This is a genomic window from Chitinophaga sp. Cy-1792, from assembly GCF_011752935.1.
Taxonomy (GTDB): domain Bacteria; phylum Bacteroidota; class Bacteroidia; order Chitinophagales; family Chitinophagaceae; genus Chitinophaga.
Map to the genome: position 1 here is coordinate 470,035 of NZ_VWWO01000002.1, position 24,021 is coordinate 494,055.

Here is a 24,021-nt window from a genome sequence, read left to right on the forward strand (position 1 = left end):
TAAGACTATAGTAAAATCCTTATACCGTGCCGGTATTACCTGGCTGGCATAGGCAATAAAAATGTATTTACCACTATTGTTATTCAACCAGTTATGATTAGTAATACCTCTTTTTTCCGACTGTTGGCATCCGGTCTGTTGTTGTTCAGCCTCACCGCATCGTATGCGCAGTCGGATAACTATACAAGTGTAAAGACCTTCGTAAATCCCGTGCTGCCAGGCGATCATCCCGATCCTACCTTAATAAAGGCTGGAGATGATTTTTATCACTGCGGGTCTTCTTTCCATTTCACTCCATATCTGCCTGTATATCACTCAAAAGACCTTGTGCACTGGGAAGTTATCAGCAGAGTAGTGCCGCCATCAAAGGCAGCCTGGGTGGGAGACAAGCCCGGTGCCGGTATATGGCAGGGCGCCATTACCCACTTTTATGGTTCCTGGTGGGTTTATTTCTCTTCCAATGGCCAGTGGTTTTGCAAGGCGCCATCCCCTGAAGGGCCATGGTCCGACCCGGTGCAGGTGAGTACAAACCCCGTTACCGGCTCATTGGGCTACGACAATTCTATTTTTGTGGACGATGAAGGAACTCCGTATATGGTCATCAAAAATGGCCAGAAAGTTAATCGTTTACAGCGCCTGGGCCGCGATGGGCAATTAACGGATACTGTTATCAATTTAGACTGGATTAACGCCCACCTACAATACAGCTGGGCAGAAGGTCCTGTCATGTGCAAACGAAACGGTTATTACTATTATTTCCCGGCGGGAGACGTCTCCGGCGGACAATATGTACTCAGGGCCTCCACACTGACGGCTGATTCTGCCAAATGGGAGCGCCTGGGCAACTTCTTCAAACCAACAACAGATACTGCGCTGGCCTTTAAAATACCGAATCATATTGCCGCACCGCTGCAACTCGCGGATGGCTCCTGGTGGACACTTGGCCAGAGCTATGAACGAACCGACACCGACGACTGGTCTGGCATGGGAAGGCAAACATCTTTATATCCCGTCATCTGGGAAGGAGACCGCCCATGGGGTATCGCACCTACCAGCAAACCCCTGCAAATGCCCGCTCTTCCAAAGTCAGCGATACCTTGGAGAAGTGTTACATCTGATTATTTTAACACAACACAACTGCCGTTCTGCTGGCATTTCCTTAACAGGAAAGCGGCGGCAGCATATAGTCTTACCAATGTGAGGGGATGGTTACAACTAACGCCGGATTCCTCAGATGCACATATCCTACAAAAAGAAACTGACCATTACTATACAGCCATTACCCGCGTGGCGCCGCAAACTGGTGCCGGGGCTGCAAAGGCGGGCATCTTCCTTACCAATGGAAATCAGCATGTAACGGCTAAACTTAGCTATAATGGCGATGATAGAAATATAACCCTTCAGTTTGATACCGCCGTAAGAACGGTACCTAACCCGTACGGTGATACGCTGTGGCTCAAACTGGAAAGAAATCTCCACGAGCTCACCGGATGGTACAGCGCCGACGGTAAACAATGGTTCCGTGTAGGGGTGCCCGTTAATGTAGCTGCACTGGATAAAGTACAGCCCGACTTTAACTCCTGGGTAGGGACCAGCCTGGGCTTATTTGCCTCCGGCAGGCCGGCGGCTTTTGATTGCTTTATATACAAAGACGCCTTCTCTGCATTGCCCGCCGCTGGGAGTTCCAACTATTTTGGTGTGAAAAGAAATGTAGTTGGAGCAAGCAAATCCATTACACCCGATAGCGAAAATGGCGGCTGGTGCATGATTGCAGGAGTTGATTTCGGGAATGGAGAAAGAGTGGCCAAGAGTATTGAGTTACAGGCGGCTGCACAAAAGCAGGGACCTGTAGAGGTATGGCTGGATGATATCGGCAGCGGACAATTGCTGGCTACTGTCCAGGTGCCGGCTACCGGCAGCTTCAAACCGATAAAAGCCAATATAAAGAAAGTAACAGGACAGCATGACGTGTTCATACGTTTTCCGAAAGGTAAACAACAGATCAGTCTGCATAATATTCGGTTTTTATAATAACTATCAAGATTACATTTTGTATGAAAAATATTATCTCCGGAACCTTTTTGCTCGCCACCAGCTTGATGTTGGCGTCGTTCAAGCCATCGGCAGATTCACTGCCGGCCAAACAGCCCAACCCGATCATTTATGCGGATGTTCCTGATATGTCTGTTATCCGGAACAACAACGCCTATTACATGAGCAGTACTACCATGCATATGTTTCCCGGTGTTCCCATTATGAAATCCAATGACCTTGTGAACTGGAAGATTGTCAGCTATGCCTGCAATGTGCCGGAAAATGCGGATGAGCTGATGCTGCTCAATGGCAAAAATGCCTATGGTAAAGGTTCCTGGGCCAGCAGCTTACGTTATTATAAAGGCACCTACTATGTAAGTACTTTTTCAGGAACCACCGGAAGAACCTATATCTATAGTACAAAAGATATAGAGAAGGGCCCCTGGAAAGCTGTCTCGTTCAAACCGATGCTGCATGACCACTCCTTATTTTTTGATGATAACGGCCATGCCTATATGATTTATGGAAGTGGAAAAATAATGCTGGCAGAACTAAACGATGACCTGTCAGGGATCAGGCCAGGTACGGAACCCCGCATGATCATTGCGAATGCCAGCAGTCCTGCCGGCGATAAGATAGGATTGCCTGCTGAAGGGTCGCAACTCTTTAAATATAAAGGGAAGTATTACCTGTTTAATATCTGCTGGCCTAAAGACGGTATGCGTACGGTGGTGATCCATCGTGCGGATAAAATCACCGGCCCGTATGAAGGACGTTTGGGGCTGCAGGATAGGGGCATAGCGCAGGGTGGTCTTATCAGTACACCTGCAGGTCAATGGTATGCCTATCTGTTCCGCGATAACGGCGCCGTTGGACGTATCCCTTACCTCACCACGGTAACCTGGGATGATGGATGGCCAGTGCTGGGAACAGGAGGTAAAGTGCCCGACAGTCTTACATTGCCAGTAAGTAAAGGATATGATCCGGGAATTGTTTGCTCAGATGATTTTTCGCGCGGCAAGGGCGACCCTGCCTTGCCATTGGTATGGCAGTGGGATCATAATCCCGACAATAACAACTGGTCTTTATCCCGCAGGCCGGGATACCTGCGCATTACCACCGGCAGAACCGACGCAGATATATTACAGGCACGGAATACACTGACGCAACGGACTTTCGGCCCTTTCTCCTCCGCCAGTACAGGCATCGACGTTAGTGGCATGAAGGACGGCGATAATGCCGGGCTGCTGCTCCTGCAGAAAAATTATGGTTGGGTAGGCGTGAAGGATTCAGCCGGATCGAAATACGTGGTGATGGTGAATGCCGGCAATGGCAGCCCGGTAGAATCAGAAGGGCTGCCCCTGCATCAAAACCGCGTGTACCTCACAGCAGCGGCTGATTTCAGGAATGGAAACGATAAAGCTTATTTCTATTACAGCCTTGACAGTATATCCTGGAAGCCCATCGGGAATGCTTTACAGATGTCGTATACATTGCCGCATTTCATGGGGTATCGGTTTGCCTTGTTTAATTATGCCACTAAAACAAGTGGCGGCTATGCAGACTTCGACTTCTTTCATATAGGTGATAAACCGGTGGATGCCGGAATGCCTAATGCGGATAAAGGTTTGCACGATTTCTATAAGGATTATTTTCCAATAGGCGTTGCCGTTACTCCCTGGGCACTCAAAGGACCGGAGGCTGATTTGATAGTACAGCAGTTTAATAGCCTGACACCGGAAAATGCCATGAAAATGAGTGCTATTCATCCACTGGAAAACGTATACCATTTCAGGGATGCTGATTACATCGTTGAATTTGCCGTACATCATGGAATGAAAGTAAGGGGGCATACCCTGTGCTGGCATAATCAGGCGCCAGACTGGCTGTTTAAGAATGAGAAGGGGGATACGGTGTCAAAGGAAATATTGTTGCAAAGACTGAAAGCACACATTGCCACGGTAGTTTCCAGGTACAAGGGCAAAGTATATGCATGGGACGTTGTCAATGAAGTGATCAGCGATAAACCGGATGAATTCTACCGTAACTCGGCATGGTACCGCATCTGTGGGCCTGAATTCATTGAAATGGCCTTCCGTTGGGCACATGAGGCGGACCCAGATGCGCTGCTTTTCTATAATGATTATAATGAGATCAGCGCCGTAAAGCGGGCAAAGATTATTCGTATGATCAACGAGCTGAAAGAGCATGGCGTGCCGGTGCAGGCAGTTGGCCTACAGGCGCACTGGGCTGTTAATGAACCATCCGCAGCGCAGCTGGAAGCGACATTGCATGATTTTTCTACATTAAAAATGCCATTACAGATAACAGAAATGGATATCTCTGTATACAAAAAAGAGCATGAATCCAGGGCCGCTAAAGCTGGAGATACCCTGATGGCCTTTACGCCGGAAAAAGAACAGGCACAATTAACGCAGTATAAAATGTGCTTTGATATTTTCAGGAAATTTAAAGGCATCCTCACAGGCGTTACTTTCTGGAATGTATCAGACAGATATACCTGGCTGGATAATTTTCCGGTGAGAGGGAGAAAAGACTATCCACTTTTGTTTGACCAGCAACTGAAGCCTAAGAAAGCTTACTGGCAGGTCGTGAATTTTTAACACCTGTTAACTTGTTGTGCCTCCAATGAGGGACACAACAGGCAGCAACAGCATATGTCAGATTAGTTTTACTATTCACTCAATCCCTAACTGGTGGTACATGCAGCAAGAGAATACTATCAAAGATTTGCAGTTGCGTATAGCTTTATACGAAGATATGAGAGCATATAATTCGCTGTACCTGTTGCTGTTCGATGGCCTCCATCGCTTTGCTTTTTCTATTGTGAAATCCCGGGAGGTAGCGGAGGAAGTAGTTTCAGATACTTTCATCAAATTATGGCAGAAAAGAAAGGAAATCCTTGAGGTGGATAACCTCAAGGTTTACCTGTTTGTAATGACTAAGAATTTTTCCCTGAACCATTATGCCAGAATGAATAAAATGCTGCATGTACGGCTGGAAGACCTGGCTGTGGAAGAAGTGATTGAATTCAATAACCCGGAACATATGCTTATTTCCAATGAAATTATTAACAGGATACATGCTGCGATACGACAATTGCCACCACAATGCCGCCTTATTTTTCAACTGGTAAAGGAAGACGGGATGAAATATAAAGAAGTGGCCTCCGTGCTGGGATTGTCCGTGCTGACGGTCCGTAATCAGCTGGCGATTGCCATTAAAAAGGTAACAGCGGCATTGCCGCCGCAATACATGGCGCTATTGCAGTTTCATGACCGGTTTTCTCCATCCTGAGAAAATTTTAATTTTTTTTATTTCCCTTTGGTACATTTTCAATTTCTCACTTGTCCTTCTAACAACAGATAGCTGCATATGCCGGTGGATCAAAAAATTTGGTTATTAGTAAGTCTGAAACTAAGCGGGGAAGCAACCCCTGACGAGCTGGCACAGTTGGATATGCTGCTGGAAATCTTTCCGGACCTGAAATTACAGGCGGAGGTACTCAGCACTATCTGGAATGCCGGGCCGAAAGGCCAGGGAATAAATAAAGAGGAAGCGCTGGCAAGGCATCTGCAGCGGATGAACAATATTGATATGGAAACATTGCCGCCAGATGAAACTGGTGGCAAGCAAAAGCCTGCAATATTGAAGCGTCCTGCAGTAAGTTCATGGCAATGGATGGCAGCAGCGGTATGTATATTTTTGGGTGTGGCGGGCATCAAATACCTGCCAGAACTAAATAATCACAATGGCCCCAGTCATGTGAGCCATCTTGTTACTACCAGGCCGGGTCACCGGATGCAACTGAAATTACCTGATGGTACCAGTGTGTGGATGAATGCCAGTAGTAGTATCTCCTACAGCGGTGATTTTGAAGGACATCTACGTGAAGTAAGGTTATCAGGTGAGGCTTTTTTTGATGTAGCACCCGATAATAACAGGCCGTTTGTGATACATACTAATACCATAGACGTGCGGGTGCTGGGAACGGCATTTAATATCCGGTCCTATGACGATGAAAAGGAAACCGAAACTGCGCTGATCAGAGGTGCAGTAGAGGTAACGCTCAGGAATGACCCGGGGAAAAAGATCATCCTTAAACCCAAAGAAAAAATCTTAATTAATAACAACCGTTGTGATAGCGCGAATAATTTAGCAACACCGAAACAATCAGAAGAAAGTCCGCTGATAGTACTGAGTAAGATCCGCTACTGGGGAAGGGATAGTAGCAATAATTTGGAGTCTGCCTGGGTAAGGAACAGGTTGGTGTTTGATAAAGAAACACTGACAGATATCGCTGGAAAAATTGAGCGCTGGTATAACGTAAAAATCAATATTTCGGATAGCCGTATTAGTGAGTCGAGGTATACCGGAAATTTTGAAAATGAAAAACTGGAAGAAGTATTGGAAGCATTGAGACTAACGGGCGGTTTTCACTATTCTATTAAAGAAAATACAGTAACAATCAACCAATAACAAATTACTGCACAACATAGTAAAAGAAGGTAATGTAATTCCATGTGCCTTCAGGCGGAGCTTTGTCTTGCCGGGGCTAATAGTAAATTTCACGTTTGATAAGTTATGAAAAACATGACCAAAAAACTGCGGCCTGCCTGGTCACATTTGGTAAGGTGCGTAGTGCTGTTCACTGGCGCGCTATTCCTTTCTTCATTTTCCAGTGGCCCGACACAAGAGGCTATCAGTCTGACCTTAAATAAGGTAGACCTGATCCGGGTATTCAAGGCGATAGAAGCCCAGGGCCGCTACCGGTTTGTTTACAAAGAAGAAATTCTTCCGATGGATAAACGTGTTACCATTCACGTTAGAAATGCCACCGTAGAGGAAATCCTTGGTATTGCGCTGGAAAATACTACGCTGACATTTAAAAAAATCAATCCTAACCTGGTAACCATCGTGCCATTGAATGCGGAGAAAAATGTAAGCGAACTCACGGTTCAAACGGTAAAAGGAAAGGTCGTCAATGAAAGGGGGGAGCCGCTGCCTGGCGCCACGGTAGTAGAAAAAGGAACCAGTAATTCGACTATGACCCGCAGCGACGGAACGTTCACGATGCAGGTGTCAAATGCGCAGGCAGTGCTGTTGGTAACCTATATGGGTTATGCGCCAGGTGAACTAACGCTGAAAACAGGGCAGTCGCTGGCTGTCGTGCAGCTGCTGCCAGTGTCTGTAGCGATGAATGATTTTGTGGTAGTGGGTTATGGCAGGCAAAAAAAGGAAAGTGTGGTAGCAGCGGTATCGCAGGTAAACGGCGCCGTCCTGGAACGCGCCGGAGGCGTATCCAGCGTGGGGGCTGCCCTGACAGGTAATCTGCCCGGACTCATTACTTCTGCCAGCACCGGCCTGCCCGGTGAAGAAGACCCGCGGATCATCATCCGTGGCCGTAGCACCTGGAATAACTCGGACCCACTGATCCTGGTAGATGGTGTAGAACGCCCGATGACAAGCGTTGATATCAGTTCTGTAGAATCTATCTCTGTGTTGAAAGATGCCTCTGCTACGGCCGTCTTTGGCGTTCGTGGCGCCAATGGCGTTATCCTGATTACTACAAAACGTGGTCAGGCAGGAAAGGCTTCCATCAGGGGAACGGTAAATACTACCATGAAGGTGCCTTCTAAACTTCCGGGTAAATATGATTCTTACGACGCCCTGCGTATCCGCAACGAGGCCATTGAATATGAACTGGCCCTCAAGCCTGAAAGCTGGAACGACTACCTGCCGGAAGCTATCCTGGAAAAATACCGCCATCCCGCCAACCTCGCAGAAGCAGAACGCTATCCAAATGTAGACTGGTCCAAAGTGCTGTTCAAAGACTTTGCGATGTCGAACAATGCCAGTATTAATATCAGCGGCGGTACCAGAACGGTTAAATATTTTACCAGCGCAGATTTTCTCAGTGAAGGTGACCTGTTCAAAATATATGATAATAACAGGGGTTATAAGCCCGGATTTGGCTTTAAAAGACTAAACGTAAGGAGTAACCTGGATTTTCAGCTGACGCCTTCTACGCTGTTTAAAACGAATCTTTTTGGCTCCTATGGCGTAAGGAAAAGTCCATGGGGATTTAACGGCACCCAGTATGGCGCCTGGATAGACGCCTATACCACCGCCCCTGACGTTTTCATGCCGGTATATTCCGACGGCTCCTGGGGCTTTTATTCTCCCAGTGAAGGAAGAGCCGAAAATTCAGCCCGGTCACTGGCAATCGGTGGAATTCAATACCAGACTACTACCCGCATCACCACAGACTTCTCCATAGAACAGAACCTGGATATGCTGGTGAAAGGCCTCCGCTTTAGTGGTACTGTTTCTTTGGATAATACATTCGTAGAAAGCGACAGGGGAATATCTGATCTCTATAATGATACCCAACGCAAATGGATTGATCCGCTCACCGGCCAGGCTATCTATAAACAGAAACTGGATGGCGTTACCAACTTTGATTTCCAGGAAGGCGCCAAATGGCAGACAGCAGCAGGTGCGGTTACCGGCAACCAGCGAAGGTTATTTTATCAGGCACAGTTGAACTATGCTACCACTATTGGTCAGAAACATAATGTAACAGCTATGGGCCTGTTTAACAGGAACCAGAGCGCTTCCGGCAGTGAAATCCCCAATTACCGCGAAGACTGGGTATTCCGTACTACCTACAACTACGCCGGAAAGTACATGGTAGAATATAACGGTGCCTATAATGGCTCCGAGAAATTCAGTGCAGCGCACCGCTTTGCGTTTTTCTCTTCCGGAGGCCTGGGATGGCTGCTGTCAAGAGAAAAATTTATGCAATCACTCAAATTCCTCGACCTGTTTAAAATAAGAGCTTCCTACGGCCAAATAGGTGATGATAACATCAACGGCAGATGGTTGTATATGTCGCAATGGGCTTATGGTGGCCAGACAAGAATGGGCACCTCCGGTGTGGATGCAGAATATAGTCCGTATACCTGGTATAAAGAGGCCGTAGTAGGTAACCCGGACCTTCATTGGGAAAAGGTGGAAAAAGCTAACCTGGGTGTGGATTTCGGCGTGCTGAACGGCTTATTTACAGGTAAGGTCGACTTCTTCCGTGACCTGCGCAGCGAAATATTACTCGCAGGTAGTAGCAGGTCTATTCCTTCTTATTACGGTACTACCGCTCCGGTGGCCAATCTGGGAAAGGTGAAATCCCAGGGATATGAAATAGAAATACACTTCAGTAAGACCCTGAAAAATAAATTACGACTGTGGGCAGATCTTAACATGACCCATTCTCAAAATAAAATACTGGAAGCAGATAACCCGGCATTATTACCCGATTATCAGAAAACAGAAGGGAAGGAGATCGGACAAACCTATTCTTATGTCAGCCAGGGTATCTACAACACCTGGGACGAATTATACGGCAGTACGATCAACAACACAAACGATAATCAGAAATTACCAGGTAACTATTACCTGGTAGATTATAATGGCGATGGTGTTATTGATGCACAGGATAATATTCCCTACGGTTATTCTTCCTGGCCCCAGAATACTTATAATGCTACTATCGGTGCCGACTGGAAAGGCTTCAGCGTATTTGTTCAGTTCTATGCTACCAACAACGCTACCAGGCAGGTGGTGTTCAATAGTCTTAGTTCACAGAGTCACTTAGTCTATAACGAAGGCAGCTACTGGACAAAAGACAATACCGGCAATGTAATCCCTATGTTGCGTTGGTTATCTACTCCTGCCAGCTACTACCGGGGAACACAATACATGTATGATGGCTCCTATGTAAGGCTGAAGAATACTGAAATCGCCTATACTTTCAGCCAGGGATTTATCAAAACCCTGGGGCTTGCCGCTCTCAGAGTATACCTCAACGGTAATAATCTGCTTACCTGGACGAAAATGCCCGATGACAGGGAATCCAACTTCGCAGGCACAGGATGGGCCTCGCAGGGTGCATACCCTACTGTGAAACGATATAATCTGGGTGTCAATATCACTTTCTAAGCTATTCCACATGATGAAAAAGTATCTCCGAATTTTAGTGCTCACCGGGATGGTTATATTAACAACCGGGATGTACTCCTGTAAAAAATACCTCGACAGAGCAGCTGACTCCATCGTTGCTGGTGACGATGCCTTTAAAAACTTCAACAATTTCCAGGGCTTCACAGAAGAGCTGTATAACTGTATCCCGGATTTTTCCAATGCCTACTGGACTAATTCCTGGAACTGGGGCGAAGATGAAATACAATCTACTGCCCGCGATTTTCATTTCGAAGTAAAAATAGACAATGGGGATTTCTGGGGCTGGCAGTCGTCTTTCGATGGCTGGCAGGCCGGGTGGATGGATAGAAATAATTCAAATACCAACGACGACCGCTTCGCAAAATCGCTCTGGCCACTAGGCTGGTACGGCATACGCAAAGCTAATCTGGGCCTGGCAAATATCGACAAATTAAAAGATGCAACGCAGGAAGAAAAAGACCTTATCAAAGGGCAGCTTTTATTCTTCAGGGGCTGGTTCCATTTTATGTTTATGCAGTATTTCGGCGGACTGCCCTATATAGACAAAGTGCTGCCCTCAGATCAGAAACTAACCCTTCCACGATTGAGCTACCAGGCCTGTGCAGATAAGGCCGCAGCAGATTTTCAGGCGGCTGCCGCGCTGTTGCCCGTACACTGGGATAACACTACTGCCGGCAAACGTACCCTGGGGAAAAATGATTTACGTATCAATAAAATAATGGCGCTGGGATATCTCGGCAAAAACTATTTATGGGCTGGTAGTCCGCTGATGAACTATGTTTCTACCGGTAGCAAAACCTATAACCAGGATTATTGCAAAAAAGCAGCTGACGCATTTGCTTCGTTGTTGTCGCTGTGTGAAAGTGGCGAAGCTCCTTACCACTTACTCGACTTCTCCAGGTATTTCAACAACTTCTATACAACAGGACAGAACTGGCTGATGCCAGGTGGTACGGAAGCTATATTCAGAGGCCCGTACTATAGTGCAAACAGTTCTAACTGGGGTACCAGCAAGCAATATTCGCCCTCATTTTTAACAGGAGGCGACGTGAAGTTTTTACCAACAGCCAACTATGTAGATTATTATGGAATGGCCAATGGATTGCCGATTAAAGACATTACCCAGGCCGATCCTGAATCCGGCTATGACCCTGCCTATCCGTGGAAGGGCAGAGATCCCAGGTTTTACAATGATATCGTTTTTGATGGCGTGAAATGTGTACAGGGCGCCACTACCGACGAACCTAACCGGTATGCCAATCTCTATACCAACGGTAGTTACCGGAATATTTCTACGGGTAGCCGTACCGGTTACCTGCTGTATAAATTTATTCCCCGTACTGCCAATGATTACGATCAGGGATATTCCTATGATAAAAGTCTGAATATTCACGTGCCTTATATGCGGCTGGCAGATGTTTACCTGATGTATGCAGAAGCAGCTGCTATTGGCTATGGTGGCGCAGGCGGCAGTACGCCTGGTTTTGGTAAAACGGCGGCAGATGCTGTCAATGTAATCCGCGACAGAGCAGGTGTTGGTCATGTGGCCGCAAAATTCCTCGGCTCACCAGACGATTTTATGGGAGAAGTAAGACGGGAGCGCGCAGTAGAACTCTCTTTTGAAGGTCATCGCTTCAATGATCTCCGCAGATGGTTGCTGCTGATAGAAAATCCTTATACCCTTAAGAAATCAGTGGAGTTCGACAGAACAGGAGCTTTCAATAACACGGATCCCAAACTCAATAAGGTGAATAATCTGCGTGAAGTAACCATACTCGAACGGAAATTCAGCATGAAACATTACTGGCTGCCATTGAAGAATTCGGATGCCAGTATGTACCTCGAATTTCCACAGAACCCGGGCTGGTAAGTACTTCATCATTGTAAATGGATTTAATCATGAAATATATAAAAATAGTTATCCTGCCATTTGCTATAATATGCTGCTGCTCCATAGCGGCAACGGCGCAGGATACACTGAACCACGATTTCAGTGCCGCCGCCTCCAGGCTTAAAGCGGATACAGGCAAACTCCCGGATAAAGTAAAGACAGTACAGGTAGCCTTCCGCAATGCCGACCGGCAAGACCTCCCGGGAAATGTGCCAGCGATCAATATGGAGGAGCTCATGAAAAAAAACTATATCACCTACCCTTTAGACGGCATGGAAGCACTGGTGCCGGGTTTCAACGGCAATAGCCTGTGGGGAACGGGTAGCTACCTGTTGCTCGTGGACGGTGTACCCAGGGACGTAGGAAGTGTTATGCCCACTGAGATCGCGCAGATCTCTTTCCTGAAAGGAGCCGAAGCCGTAGTATTGTATGGCAGCAGGGCTGCAAAAGGTGTTGTATGCATCTCCACAAAAAGAGGACAGGCAGATAATATCCACATTGCCATGCGGGTCAATTCCGGCGTCAATGTTCCCAAAAGCTATCCTCAATACCTGGGCTCAGCTGAATATATGGCGCTCTATAACGAAGCACGAGTGAATGACGGCCTGACAAAACTCTACAGCGATGAAACGATCTATAATTATGCTTCCGGTAAGAACCCTTACCGTTACCCAAGTGTAGATTATTACTCCAGCCAGTACCTGAAAAAAATGTACAGCAGGCTGGATGCTACCGCTGAAATATCCGGCGGCAACGACAAGGCAAGATACTATACGAATATCGGGTACTGGACTTCTGGCTCCCTCCTGAATTTTGGTGAAGCAAAAACAAATGACCGCTCCGGAAGATTTAATATCCGCGGTAATATTGATATTAACCTGAATGACTATATTTCCTGTAATGTAGATGCTGCTGCCATCTTTTATACTGGTAATGGTGTAAATGCCAATTATTGGAACAGCGCTGCCACATTGCGCCCTTATAGATTTACACCACTGATCCCGATAGATATGATAGAGGCAGATGATGACGCCTCCCAGCTGCTGGTAAAAAACAGTAATCATATTATCGATGGAAAGTACCTGTTAGGTGGAACACAGCTGGACCAGACAAATCCATTTGCTGCAATATATGCAGGTGGCCATAACAGCTATACCAGTCGTCAGTTCCAGTTCAATACCGGTGTGAATGCTGATTTACGTCATGTGCTCAAAGGACTTACTTTTCGTGCAACCATGGCCGTTGATTATTCCACCTCCTATAACCTTTCCTACAATAATAGTTACGCTACCTACGAGCCCTCCTGGAATAGTTATTCCGGCACAGACCTTATCAGTAGTCTGACGAAATACGGACAGGACGCCACTTCCGGCGTACAGAACGTGAGTAATTCCTGGTACAGGCAAACAATTGCTGCCACCGGACAATTTAATTATGTCAGCAGTATCGGGAAAGACCATCACCTGTCCGCCATGCTGCTGGTGAATGGTTACCAGCAATCAGAATCCGCAGTTTACCATAAAACAGGTAATGCCAACCTGGGATTACAGCTGGGATATAATTTCAAACATAAATACTATCTCGATTTCAGCAGTGCCTATATGCATTCAGCAAAGATGCCTAAAGGGAATCGCGAAGCATTGTCGCCCACGGTTACCGCCGCATGGAAACTCAGTGAAGAGCCATTTTTGTCGGGGGTAACATGGCTGGATGCACTGAAAATAAATGCTTCTGCCGGCAGGGTATATACTGATCTGGATATAAGCGATTATTATCTCTACCAGGGATACTATACCGTAGCAGGATCCTGGTACGGATGGAAAGACGGCAGTGGTATACCAGCCACAGAATCGCGCCGTGGCGATAACCCTGATTTGCACCTGCCCAGGAGGGATGAAGTGAATATTGGAATGGAAGCATCCTTCTTCCGGAAACTGATCCAGGTAAATGCCACTGCATTTAAAAACAAAATTGCAGGTAATATCATTCAGGCATCGTCCTTATTTCCCAGCTATTTTACTACCTACTGGCCTGTATCTTCCTTTATCCCTTATGTCAACTATAATGAAGATAGCAGAAAGGGATTTGATATCGGCATCAACATCAATAAACGTATAGGCAGCATCGACTGGACACTGGGCGCATCGGCAACCTGGTACACTACCATGGCCTCCAGACGCGCTGAAGTATACCAGGATGCCTACCAGAACCGACAGGGAAAGCCACTGGACGGTATCTGGGGATTGCAGAGCCTCGGCTTCTTTAAAGACCAGCAGGATATAGATAAATCTCCTGCGCAATCATTCGGACAGGTAAAACCTGGTGATATCAAATACAAAGACCAGAATGGTGATGGTATTATTGATAGCAGAGATGAAGTGTATCTCGGAAAAGCAGGATGGTACGGATCGCCGCTGACATGGGGTATCCACCTGGAAGCTAAATGGAAAGACCTTTCCTTCTACGCCTTAGGTGTTGGCAGATACGGCGCCTACGGACTTAATAACAATTCCTATTACTGGATGTATGGTGAAAGTAAATATTCTATCATAGCCCGCAACAGGTGGACAGACGCCACCAAAGAAACCGCCACCTACCCGCGATTGACAACCCTCAGCAGTGATAATAACTTCCGTTCTTCAGATTTCTGGATCTACAGCACCAATCGGTTCGATATAGGGAAAGTGCAGCTGACATATGACCTCAGTAAAATCATCGGGAAAAAGAAATTTGTCCGTGAGCTGGGCGTGTACTTAAGCGGGTCCAATCTGCTCACAATTGCTGCAGAACGGGAAACGCTGGAAATGAATATCGGGAGTGCGCCGCAGACCCGATTCTATAATCTTGGTTTAAAAGCACAGTTTTAAAATCTCATAGCATGTATAAGAAAATATTACTGGTGATAGGAGTGATGTTTAGTTTGGCTGCGTGTAAAGATCTTATCGAACCGGCCATTGAGAATAACCGGCAGCTGGAAGTATCCTACGATCCGAACGACTCCCGGTTTCCGTATGGTTTGCTCCTGAACGCATATAATCGTATTCCTACTAATTCATGGAACTTCAATGATGTGGCTACCGATGATGCGGTTACGAACGATCAGACAAACAGTTACCTGAAAATGGCCCAGGGTCAATGGACATCCATCAACAATCCACTGAACCAGTGGACCAATTGTTATGCGGCTATTCAGTACATTAATGTTACCATGGGAGAGATTCCTAAGGTGAAATGGACGGCGGATAGTGTTGTCAGTAAGTTGTTTGCTATGCGTGTGACAGGTGAAGCCATTGGTCTGCGGGGCATGTTCATGTATTATCTTTTGCAGGCCCATGCCGGCTTGAGTGATAACGGGCAGTTGTTAGGCGTTCCGATATTGACAGAGGCCCAGGGTACTACCTCCAATTTCAATAAGCCCAGGGCGAAGTTCGATGAATGTGTAAAGCAGATTTACAGCGACCTGGATAGTGCTATAGCCTTGTTGCCATTGGATTTCGAGAATCAGGGTGTTGTGCCGGCCAAATATGGAAATGTAACGGTAGAGCAATATAACCGTGCCTTTGGCGCTACGTTCAGGGGCTTGTTTACCGCACGTATCGCAAAGGCGATAAAGTCGAAACTCGCCTTGCTGGCTGCCAGTCCGGCCTACGCCGCTTCGAATGCGGAAAATTGGGCCAATGCAGCTGATATGGCAGCGGAACTGATAGATATGAAAGGTGGCCTGGGAGGCCTTGCCGCAAATGGCCTGAGCTGGTATGCCGCTACAAGCGAGATCGCAGGACTGGCAGATGGCGCCAATCCGGCTGAAATACTCTGGAGAAATAACTATGGGGATAGCAGGGACCTGGAACAGAATAATTTTCCTCCTACCTTATATGGTAATGGCCGTATCAATCCTACCCAAAACCTGGTAGATGCTTTCCCTATGCTGAATGGTTATCCTATTTCCGATCCTGCCGGCGGCTATAGCGCCGCGGATCCGTACTCCAACAGGGACCCGCGCCTTAAGTTGTTTGTACTGGTGAATGGAGGTACTGCAGGCCCGAACAATACTGTCATCAATACATCGGCTGATGGCACTACCAATGATGCACTGAATAAAGTGGGTACATCTACCCGTACCGGCTATTACCTGCGTAAGCTGCTTCGACAGGATGTCAACCTGAATCCTACGTCTGCCAACAATCAAAGACACTATAAGCCACATATCAGGTATACAGAGATATTCCTCAATTATGCAGAAGCGGCCAATGAAGCCTGGGGGCCTACCGGCGCCGGTCAGCACAGCTACTCGGCTTATGATGTCATCAAGGCGATACGGAAGCGTGCAGGCATTGGCGTTAGTAACGGCGACGCATATCTCGAAACATCGAAGGGAAGCCAGGAGACCATGAGGCAGCTGATCAGGAATGAGAGACGGCTGGAACTGTGCTTCGAAGGCTTCCGCTTCTGGGACCTCCGCAGATGGAAAGCCGACCTGAAAGAAGGTGCCAGAGGTATCAGTATCTCCGGTGGGGTGCCTGCTGTTATCCAGGTAGAAGACAGGGTATACCAGAATTATATGATCTACGGGCCTATTCCTTATGCTGAAAAACTCAAGTATAGCGCCCTGCTCCAAAATGCCGGCTGGCAGTAAAATAATATCTAAAATTACTGAATTATGAAGATGCGTATCCTCACTTTGATAATGCTGTACGTGGTTTTGGCATCCTGTAATAAAACCAAGGATTTCCCGGATTTCAAATATCAGACGGTATATTTTGCCTATCAATATCCTGTCAGAACAATTACGCTCGGAGAAGATGTTTTTGATACACAACTGGATAACCAGCATAAATGCAAAATCATGGCTACTACCGGCGGCGTCTATTATGCAAAGAAAGATGTAACCGTAAATATTGCGGTAGACAATTCTTTGCTGACAAACGGGTTTCTGTTTGGTGCCGGAAAAAGCCAGGTCCTGCCAATGCCTGATCATTACTATTCACTGGCAGATAACAAAATAACTATTCCTACAGGTACGCTGGCTGGAGGTGTGGAAGTCCAGCTTACAGATGCATTCTTTGCTGATCCGAAAGCGCTCAGCAATAATTATGTAATACCTGTGCGCATAACAAGTATTACCAATGCGGATTCTATACTTGCCGGCAAGAATTTTATTTTTTATGCCGTTAAATATGTTAATACCTGGCATGGTAATTACCTGCGCCGTGGAACCGATGTCTTTACCGGAAGTCTGAACCAGACGCTCTCCAGGCACCAGCAGTATGTGGAGAGCGATGAGGTGAATAAACTGACTACCAGCTCGCTGACATCAGATGTTCTCCCTGTTGTAATAAAAGATAAAAATGGTAATAATGTTACCTGTAACCTGCTGCTCACCTTTGATGAGGCGGGCGTTTGCACGGTTGTAGCTGCGAATAACACCTTCACTGCTACCGGCGCCGGCAAGTTTGTAAAAAGAGGCGAAAAGAACAGCTGGGGCAACCAGGACAGGGATGCTTTGTACCTCAGTTACAAAATTACACTGGCCGATATGCAGGTGGCTACTACAGATACTTTGGTGATGAGAGACCGTGCAGTTACAATGGAAACGTTCACCCCTATAGCTAAGTAACATCATGAGCAAATTATATAAAACAGTACTCAGCGGACTTGTTTTTGCCACGGCTATTTCCTGTACCAAATATGATCCTGCCACCTTTAGCGTGGAAGCCCCCGCAACTATTCAGGCACAGGAAGATATCAACGGGTATAAAGCCCTGAAGTCCTATATTAACAGGGTATCAAATCCTGGTTTTAAACTTGGCGTGGCATTGTCTTTATCGCAATATGTCAATAAAGGCGTCATGTACAGGCTGGCCAACAGCAACTTCGATGAGATCGTATTGGGGTACGAAATGAAACATGGCGCTGTTGTACAAGCTGATGGCTCCCTGGCATTAGACAAAGTGACTAATCTGTTACAGACGGCAAAGGCTGCCGGTACAGCCGTTTATGGTCATACGCTCTGCTGGCATGCCAACCAGAACGCCGCCTATCTAAACGGATTACTGGCGCCGCTGATATTTACCTCTCCCGCTTATCCCAACGACCTGAATAAAACCGGCCTGACGAACAGTTCTTTCAGTAACTGGACGAAATCAAACAATGGCGGTGCTATTACAGTGGAAGACGGTGCTGGTATCAATGGCGCGAAGGCTATTAAGTTGGTGGCTGGCAGTACCGCTTCCACTCCTGAGGCGCTGCAGCTGATTACCCCCGCCATTTCGCCGGTAGCTGGTCATAAATACGAGATTGTTTGCTATGTAAAGTCTGATCAGGCAGGAGAGGGACGCATCGCTTTTGAAGGACTAAAAAATAATACGCCATTTAATTCTTTTACCACCGGAATTTCCTGGAAGGAAGTACGTGTGCAGGTGAGCGACTTTACAGGTTCCTCCTTTAACATTCATTTCGACCTGGGCTACAAACCAGGTGTGACCTATTACCTGGATGTCAACAGCATGTATGTGTATGATACGCAGGGAACGCCTGTGATATCTAACCTTATCAGCAATGGCGACTTTGAGTCCGGTGCTGCATGGGGTGGCTGGGGTACTGGTTCTACCAGGGGCATCACCGCTGATGGTATGGGTGTTGGAGGTAAAGGAAAGGCATTTTATGTGACAAACACCGCTAAAAGTACCAATTACTGGGATATACAGACTTCCTATGCCTTCGATAAACCACTGGATAACAATACAACCTATAACCTGAGTTTTTGGGTAAAAGGCACAGCAGCAGGCATTATCCGGCCAGAGCTGCAAAGCGCCAACTATTCCGCCAACGGCTTCGGGCAGGTACAGGTTACTACAGACTGGAAGCAGGTCACGCTGTCAACAACAACTACATCTGCAGACAGGATCCGGCTGATCGTCAGTTATGGTGAATTTGCCGGTACGGTTTATATAGACAATGTGGTGTTAAGTCCGGCAAATGCGGTGGGGAGCGTTACTACTACCGTACAGAAAACCGCTGCAGAAAAGCAGATAATCATCAGCAATGCGCTGGAGTCGTGGATTGGCGGGATGGTAACCACCTGTAAAAATGATGTACATGCCTGGGATGTTGTCAATGAACCGATGGACGACGGTGCACCATCGCAATTGAAAACCGGTGTTGGCAAAACACAGGCAGCAGACGAGTTCTACTGGCAGGATTACCTTGGGAAAGATTATGCAGTGCAGGCCATTCAGCTGGCCCGTAAATACGGTAATCCAAATGATAAATTATTTATCAACGATTATAACCAGGAATATAGTCTGGATAAATGCCGTGGCCTGATTGCATATATACAGTATGTAGAGAGTAAAGGTCAGAAGGTAGATGGTATCGGAACACAAATGCATATCAGTATTACTGCTGATAAAGATAAAATAGCGCAGATGTTCAAGCTGCTGGCTGCTACTGGTAAACTGATCAAAATCTCTGAACTGGATATAGGCGTTGGCGTTAAAACAAATGTTGCTACTGCTGATCAGTATAAGACACAGGCAGATATGTACCAGTATGTTGTGCAGAAATACTTCGAACTGATTCCGGCTGCACAACGCTATGGTATTACGTTCTGGAGTCCGTTGGACAGTCCTGCCAGCTCCAGCTGGAGAGCAGGTGAACCGATAGGTATATGGACCGAAGCCTATGTCCGGAAGTTAGCTTATGCTGCTTCCTGTCAGGCCCTGGAGTCGGGTACCAAATAAAGTGGAGATAACGGTAAAAATAAAAGATGAATGCAGCAACTTTAAATATTTAGCAACAGTTGATGATGGAACTGCTAAATGAAAATTAATTTAAAGTTGGAGGAGGCTATCAGCAATGGTAGCCTCTTTTTATTTTATGATGGCATCAATTTGTGTTTTGGCTATGAATGTATCTATTCCTATCTAGTAAATAGATGGTTATTATTTAATTTAATATTAGCGTTATTTTTATCTTCATTCGGTTAATAATAGCTTTAAATAATAAACAATGTATGTAGAAGGTATACCGATTGAAATTTTGAGATAGGTTATATGAAATGAATGTATTTTATAATGATGAGTATTATGAGTGGAATGGCAAAAATGGATACAAAAAATAATTTATGAAGAATAAACACAGGGTCATTACAATTACAGTTATTCTATTTTGTTTACTATTGTTCTATCTGACACATATTGCTGGATGGATGACCTTCTACCCGAATACAGATACGCAGACAGCGTTTTTAAATAATACAATCGTTTCCCGCGAGCAGTATACGAAGGATAGTAATCAGATTATACAGCAATTAAGAAAGAAATTATTGGCGCATAAAGGCTTTTTTGAAGGTACTGCATATGATGATGAAACGCAGCTGATTATTGATAGTATCCTTTATAGTCCGGATTTTAAAAAACTGGGGATACTGCTCATTGCCCAAAATCCTGAAAGTAAGCAAATACTACCTGATAAGAGATATGTGTGGTACTATAATGCTACCTGCTTTTTAGCCATCAGGGAGGGAGATACCCTCCGGGTAAAATTTATAGGGCCAGGTTTTACCAATTCCCATGATAGGAAAGCATTGTCCGATATACTGAGACAGGAGGTTTTCAGAAATTTTGCCAGGAATTCTACTCATAAGTATAACCTGAATGATACACGTTTCTGGGCTTCCGATTTTTTTAATGATCAATTTAATCAATAACAGTTCTTATTGTCTTCTCCGTTACTGATGTTTGTTAATTTTTTTTATAAATGTTCGGAATCCGAATTATTTACCTAATTTCCATCCCGCGAACTAGATAAGAATACATATTTCCCCCAAACTTGTTTTTTTAACTTCAAAAAACCATAACTATGAGTATCCCAAAAGAAAATGTGGATGCGGCAAAACTTGCCGTAACCCTCTGTAATTTAGTGTCTGATTTTAATCCTGTTAAAAATATTTCTAAGATCGCTCCTGAATGGAACGTTACTTGGTCAGGCGGTGAGCCTTCTGACCCCAACTACTGCATGCTGGTTTATCTGAATGGAACAGATACCTATGGGCTTGTATTCAGGGGGTCTGTCATGGAAAAAGGGGTATTCACCAAGTGGGATGAGATTTCTGACTGGGTGCTGGAAGACCTGAATGACGAAATGGTTTACTGGCCTTACCATTATGGCGTTCTGAAATTTGACATTGCTGATATGCCTTGCGTAGGTGCTGGTTCTCTTATTGCGCTGACCAATATCCTGAAAATGGTGGATAAACCAACCAGAGCTCCACTTTTGACTGCATTAACATCGCTTCAAAATATGGGATTTAAATTAATCATTACAGGACACAGTCTTGGTGGTAATCTAGCCAAAGTTTATACTTCGTATTTGTTTAGGGCATTGCCTCAACTGGCACAAGAGAAAGTCAGACTGTGTACCTTTGCGGCGCCTGCATCCGGCAATCAGGCGTTTATGGATGATCTAAACAAAAAAATTGGGGGTAACCAGGTTCATTATCAGAATAAGTATGACATTGTTCCTGGATTCCCTACCGCAGAGGGAATTGCAGCGGCAGGTCTCCTGTATAATCCAAGCCCTGCTGCCGATAAAATAATAGCTGTAGATGGTACAGATATAACACTGAAAGCAGTTTTAATGGATTTGGGAAATAAATTCGGAAAACTAGGTTATAAAGAACCTAACAAAGAATACATTCAACAATTTCCGGAAGTACTGGATCCCAAATGGCTGGACTCTAAGAATATAGGTGATGATTTCGGCTCCTGGAAAGGGCAGGTAGAATATCAACATCAGCTTTTTAACTATGCAGGTTATCTTGGCGTAACACTGAATCCTATTCAGCAGCCTAGTCAGGTTTCTATGCCCTTGGAAATGAATTGATAAAATCAAAGGCGTCTGCTGTCATTCCCGGCGGCAGACGTCTTTTACTCCAAAGCCTGAAATGCTTATGAAAGAAAATCTATGACCAGCTTATTAAATTCCTCTTTTCTTTCCACATTAGATAAATGAACTGCCGGTAAAATCACCAGTTGTGATTTGGCAATGGTAGCAGCCATCTGCTCACTATGTTCAGGAAGGGTAACCGTATCATCTTTTCCCGCTATGATCAAAGTAGGATGTTGTATTAGTCCTGCTGTTTTTCTAAGGTCGCCATCCCTCACCGCAGCAAATGACCCTGCAAGCCCCTGTGGGGTAATTGAGCTGGCCATCTGATAAAATTCATCTACCACTTCCGGTTGTGTTGCCATCATATCTTTAGGAAACCAGTTGCCGATAAATGTTTTTGCAAAACCTTCTATAGGAGCGCCTTCACGCAGTGCATTGATGTTATTGTTAAATCCTGTGGATGGGCCAAGATAGGAAGATGTATTGGCCAGTATCAGTTTATTGATGCGCTCAGGGTAATGGATGGCCAGGTACTGACCAATAAAACCACCCATGGAAAGGCCCAGGAAGTCGACCTTTTCAAGATGCAAGTGATCTAGTAATTCTATCACATCTCCTGCAAAACGGCTCATGGAATAATCTCCTGCCGGCGCATCTGAAGCGCCATTGCCCCTGGTATCAAATCGCAGTACCCTGAAATGCCTGGTGAATTCCGGGATCTGTACATCCCACATATGATAATCTGTAGCAATGGAGTTGGATAATACCAGAACCGGTTTGTTTTCTTCTCCGTCAAAACGCCAGGCAATTTTTACGCCGTCTTCCGTGCTGAAGTATTGTTGTTGTGCTGTTGTCATGATCTTTAGTATTTAATTGATGATGACAAAAGTACTTACTGCTCCAAAGGCATAAAAGGTACAAATCAGGGTTTCTCAGGTAAGATTAAAGGAAAGGGCTGCATCTGTATGAAAATCAGTAGATATTTATTTAAAAGATGCGTTTATCCATTACTGTTGTACAATGGATTTATGTTATTGTAGATTTTTATAATGTTAGAACAAAAATTACTAATCGTTGTTTCAGTAACCAGGCGCCGGTATCCGAAAATAATATCGTGTAGCCGTTCTCTCCTTCCTATCGCTTAACAACAATAGCATTACATCAATCTTATTGCCCACAACGGTAATAGCTGTTTCAAACAGAAAACTGATGTAATATGAACCCAAATAGAATTTTAAACCTCTTTATCGCTGCTGCGGTACTGTTTTGCAGCCTCAACTTCTCTAATGCAAGTTATGCCCAGTTACGCCGCGGAAATAATGAACGCCCGGCAGAAAACCGTGTGGAGCAACGCCGGAACCAGGGGGCTCAACGGAATAATGGCAATATCAGGAATAACAACCCCAACAATGAAAACAGACCCATTCAGCAAAATAATACGAATCGTGTCGGAAATGGTAACACCGTCAATCGTAATAATAACACCATCAACCAGAATAATAACAGGGTCAACAATGCCCATAACAACAATGTCAATATCAATATCGACAACAGCCATGATGTGAATGTTGTCAATAACAGGAATACGGTTGTCCGCCGGAATGACCTGAGCTATTATCACCGCCCGCCATACGTTTACGGTGGCAGAAGGTACTATGCCGTGAATCCTTATTTCTATCATCCGTTTCACCCGTTTACATGGGGCCCGGTATGGCATCCATGGGGCTTTTTCATCGCCACATTAGCTACTACCGCTATCGCAGTTACTGTTGCCAGCAAACAATATCACTATAACCAGGGTGTCTGGTATGCGCCTTCCAGTGGAGGCTATACGGTGGTGTCGGCGCCTGTCGGCGGCACGGTAGCCACACTCCCTACCGGATATGAAACGGTAGTCGTCAATAATACTACCAACTATTACTATGGCGGCTCCTACTATGAAAAGGCGGGGACCCAGTATAAAGTGGTGGCGCCACCTGCCGGCGCTGTCGTTACCAATCTTCCTCAAGGCGGAAAAGAAGTGAAAATCGGTAATCAGACCTACGTACAGGTGGGCGATACCTATTATCAGCCGGTACAGGTAAGTGGAAAGTCTAAATATGAAGTGGTGCAGGTAGAATCCTGATGTCTCATGCCATTTAACCTATTCGTTCCGTATTCCATTT

General features: G+C 45.6%; 14 protein-coding genes. 13 read left to right on the top strand and 1 reads right to left on the bottom strand.

The window, feature by feature from the left end; all coding sequences use genetic code 11:
* The first annotated feature begins 93 nt into the window (after positions 1–93).
* From F3J22_RS16275 to F3J22_RS16335, 12 genes are all read left to right on the top strand, one after another.
* Positions 94–2,031, top strand: coding sequence for a family 43 glycosylhydrolase (locus F3J22_RS16275; protein WP_167019015.1), 1,938 nt, complete (start codon positions 94–96; stop codon positions 2,029–2,031).
* Positions 2,032–2,054: 23 nt separating this feature from the next.
* Positions 2,055–4,658 carry an endo-1,4-beta-xylanase gene (locus F3J22_RS30530; RefSeq protein ID WP_240155111.1) on the top strand — a complete coding sequence of 868 codons (2,604 nt, stop codon included), beginning with the start codon at positions 2,055–2,057 and terminating at the stop codon, positions 4,656–4,658.
* Between the two features lie 100 nt (positions 4,659–4,758).
* A complete protein-coding gene (locus F3J22_RS16290; RefSeq protein WP_167019016.1) occupies positions 4,759–5,352 on the top strand; it encodes an RNA polymerase sigma-70 factor in 594 nt (197 codons plus the stop codon).
* A 78-nt stretch (positions 5,353–5,430) separates the two neighbouring features.
* Positions 5,431–6,534 carry a FecR family protein gene (locus F3J22_RS16295; RefSeq protein ID WP_167019017.1) on the top strand — a complete coding sequence of 368 codons (1,104 nt, stop codon included), beginning with the start codon at positions 5,431–5,433 and terminating at the stop codon, positions 6,532–6,534.
* A 114-nt stretch (positions 6,535–6,648) separates the two neighbouring features.
* A complete protein-coding gene (locus F3J22_RS16300; RefSeq protein WP_205195350.1) occupies positions 6,649–10,053 on the top strand; it encodes a SusC/RagA family TonB-linked outer membrane protein in 3,405 nt (1,134 codons plus the stop codon).
* 10 nt (positions 10,054–10,063) lie between these two features.
* Positions 10,064–11,944, top strand: coding sequence for a RagB/SusD family nutrient uptake outer membrane protein (locus F3J22_RS16305; RefSeq protein WP_205195352.1), 1,881 nt, complete (start codon positions 10,064–10,066; stop codon positions 11,942–11,944).
* A 29-nt stretch (positions 11,945–11,973) separates the two neighbouring features.
* Entirely contained in the window at positions 11,974–14,832 is a 2,859-nt protein-coding gene (locus F3J22_RS16310) for a SusC/RagA family TonB-linked outer membrane protein (RefSeq protein WP_167019018.1), read from the top strand.
* Positions 14,833–14,843: 11 nt separating this feature from the next.
* Complete coding sequence (locus tag F3J22_RS16315) at positions 14,844–16,601, top strand: RagB/SusD family nutrient uptake outer membrane protein (RefSeq protein ID WP_167019019.1); 1,758 nt, start codon at positions 14,844–14,846, stop codon at positions 16,599–16,601.
* A 24-nt stretch (positions 16,602–16,625) separates the two neighbouring features.
* Positions 16,626–17,582 carry a DUF5627 domain-containing protein gene (locus tag F3J22_RS16320; RefSeq protein WP_167019020.1) on the top strand — a complete coding sequence of 319 codons (957 nt, stop codon included), beginning with the start codon at positions 16,626–16,628 and terminating at the stop codon, positions 17,580–17,582.
* A gap of 4 nt (positions 17,583–17,586) precedes the next feature.
* On the top strand, positions 17,587–19,707 hold the full coding sequence (locus F3J22_RS16325; protein WP_167019021.1) for an endo-1,4-beta-xylanase: 2,121 nt from the start codon (positions 17,587–17,589) through the stop codon (positions 19,705–19,707).
* 383 nt (positions 19,708–20,090) lie between these two features.
* Complete coding sequence (locus tag F3J22_RS16330; RefSeq protein ID WP_167019022.1) at positions 20,091–20,675, top strand: hypothetical protein; 585 nt, start codon at positions 20,091–20,093, stop codon at positions 20,673–20,675.
* Between the two features lie 152 nt (positions 20,676–20,827).
* Entirely contained in the window at positions 20,828–21,850 is a 1,023-nt protein-coding gene (locus F3J22_RS16335; protein ID WP_167019023.1) for a hypothetical protein, read from the top strand.
* A 65-nt stretch (positions 21,851–21,915) separates the two neighbouring features.
* On the opposite strand, the gene F3J22_RS16340 is transcribed toward F3J22_RS16335, so the two are convergent.
* On the bottom strand, positions 21,916–22,713 hold the full coding sequence (locus F3J22_RS16340; RefSeq protein WP_167019024.1) for an alpha/beta fold hydrolase: 798 nt from the start codon (positions 22,711–22,713) through the stop codon (positions 21,916–21,918).
* Between the two features lie 359 nt (positions 22,714–23,072).
* Between F3J22_RS16340 and F3J22_RS16345 the strand changes: the two genes are divergently transcribed.
* Positions 23,073–23,981, top strand: a complete 909-nt coding sequence (locus F3J22_RS16345; RefSeq protein ID WP_205195361.1) for a DUF6515 family protein — start codon at positions 23,073–23,075, stop codon at positions 23,979–23,981.
* The last annotated feature ends 40 nt before the right edge of the window (positions 23,982–24,021 follow it).

Excerpts from the sequence above, each read along its gene's own strand:
- F3J22_RS16300 (WP_205195350.1), top strand. The coding sequence starts at position 6,649 with ATGACCAAAAAACTGCGGCCTGCCTGGTCACATTTGGTAAGGTGCGTA.
- F3J22_RS16315 (WP_167019019.1), top strand. The coding sequence starts at position 14,844 with ATGTATAAGAAAATATTACTGGTGATAGGAGTGATGTTTAGTTTGGCT.
- F3J22_RS16340 (WP_167019024.1), bottom strand. The coding sequence starts at position 22,713 with ATGACAACAGCACAACAACAATACTTCAGCACGGAAGACGGCGTAAAA.
- F3J22_RS16330 (WP_167019022.1), top strand. The coding sequence starts at position 20,091 with ATGAAGAATAAACACAGGGTCATTACAATTACAGTTATTCTATTTTGT.
- F3J22_RS16295 (WP_167019017.1), top strand. The coding sequence starts at position 5,431 with ATGCCGGTGGATCAAAAAATTTGGTTATTAGTAAGTCTGAAACTAAGC.
- F3J22_RS30530 (WP_240155111.1), top strand. The coding sequence starts at position 2,055 with ATGAAAAATATTATCTCCGGAACCTTTTTGCTCGCCACCAGCTTGATG.
- F3J22_RS16345 (WP_205195361.1), top strand. The coding sequence starts at position 23,073 with ATGAACCCAAATAGAATTTTAAACCTCTTTATCGCTGCTGCGGTACTG.
- F3J22_RS16310 (WP_167019018.1), top strand. The coding sequence starts at position 11,974 with ATGAAATATATAAAAATAGTTATCCTGCCATTTGCTATAATATGCTGC.
- F3J22_RS16290 (WP_167019016.1), top strand. The coding sequence starts at position 4,759 with ATGCAGCAAGAGAATACTATCAAAGATTTGCAGTTGCGTATAGCTTTA.
- F3J22_RS16325 (WP_167019021.1), top strand. The coding sequence starts at position 17,587 with ATGAGCAAATTATATAAAACAGTACTCAGCGGACTTGTTTTTGCCACG.
- F3J22_RS16335 (WP_167019023.1), top strand. The coding sequence starts at position 20,828 with ATGAGTATCCCAAAAGAAAATGTGGATGCGGCAAAACTTGCCGTAACC.
- F3J22_RS16275 (WP_167019015.1), top strand. The coding sequence starts at position 94 with ATGATTAGTAATACCTCTTTTTTCCGACTGTTGGCATCCGGTCTGTTG.
- F3J22_RS16305 (WP_205195352.1), top strand. The coding sequence starts at position 10,064 with ATGATGAAAAAGTATCTCCGAATTTTAGTGCTCACCGGGATGGTTATA.
- F3J22_RS16320 (WP_167019020.1), top strand. The coding sequence starts at position 16,626 with ATGAAGATGCGTATCCTCACTTTGATAATGCTGTACGTGGTTTTGGCA.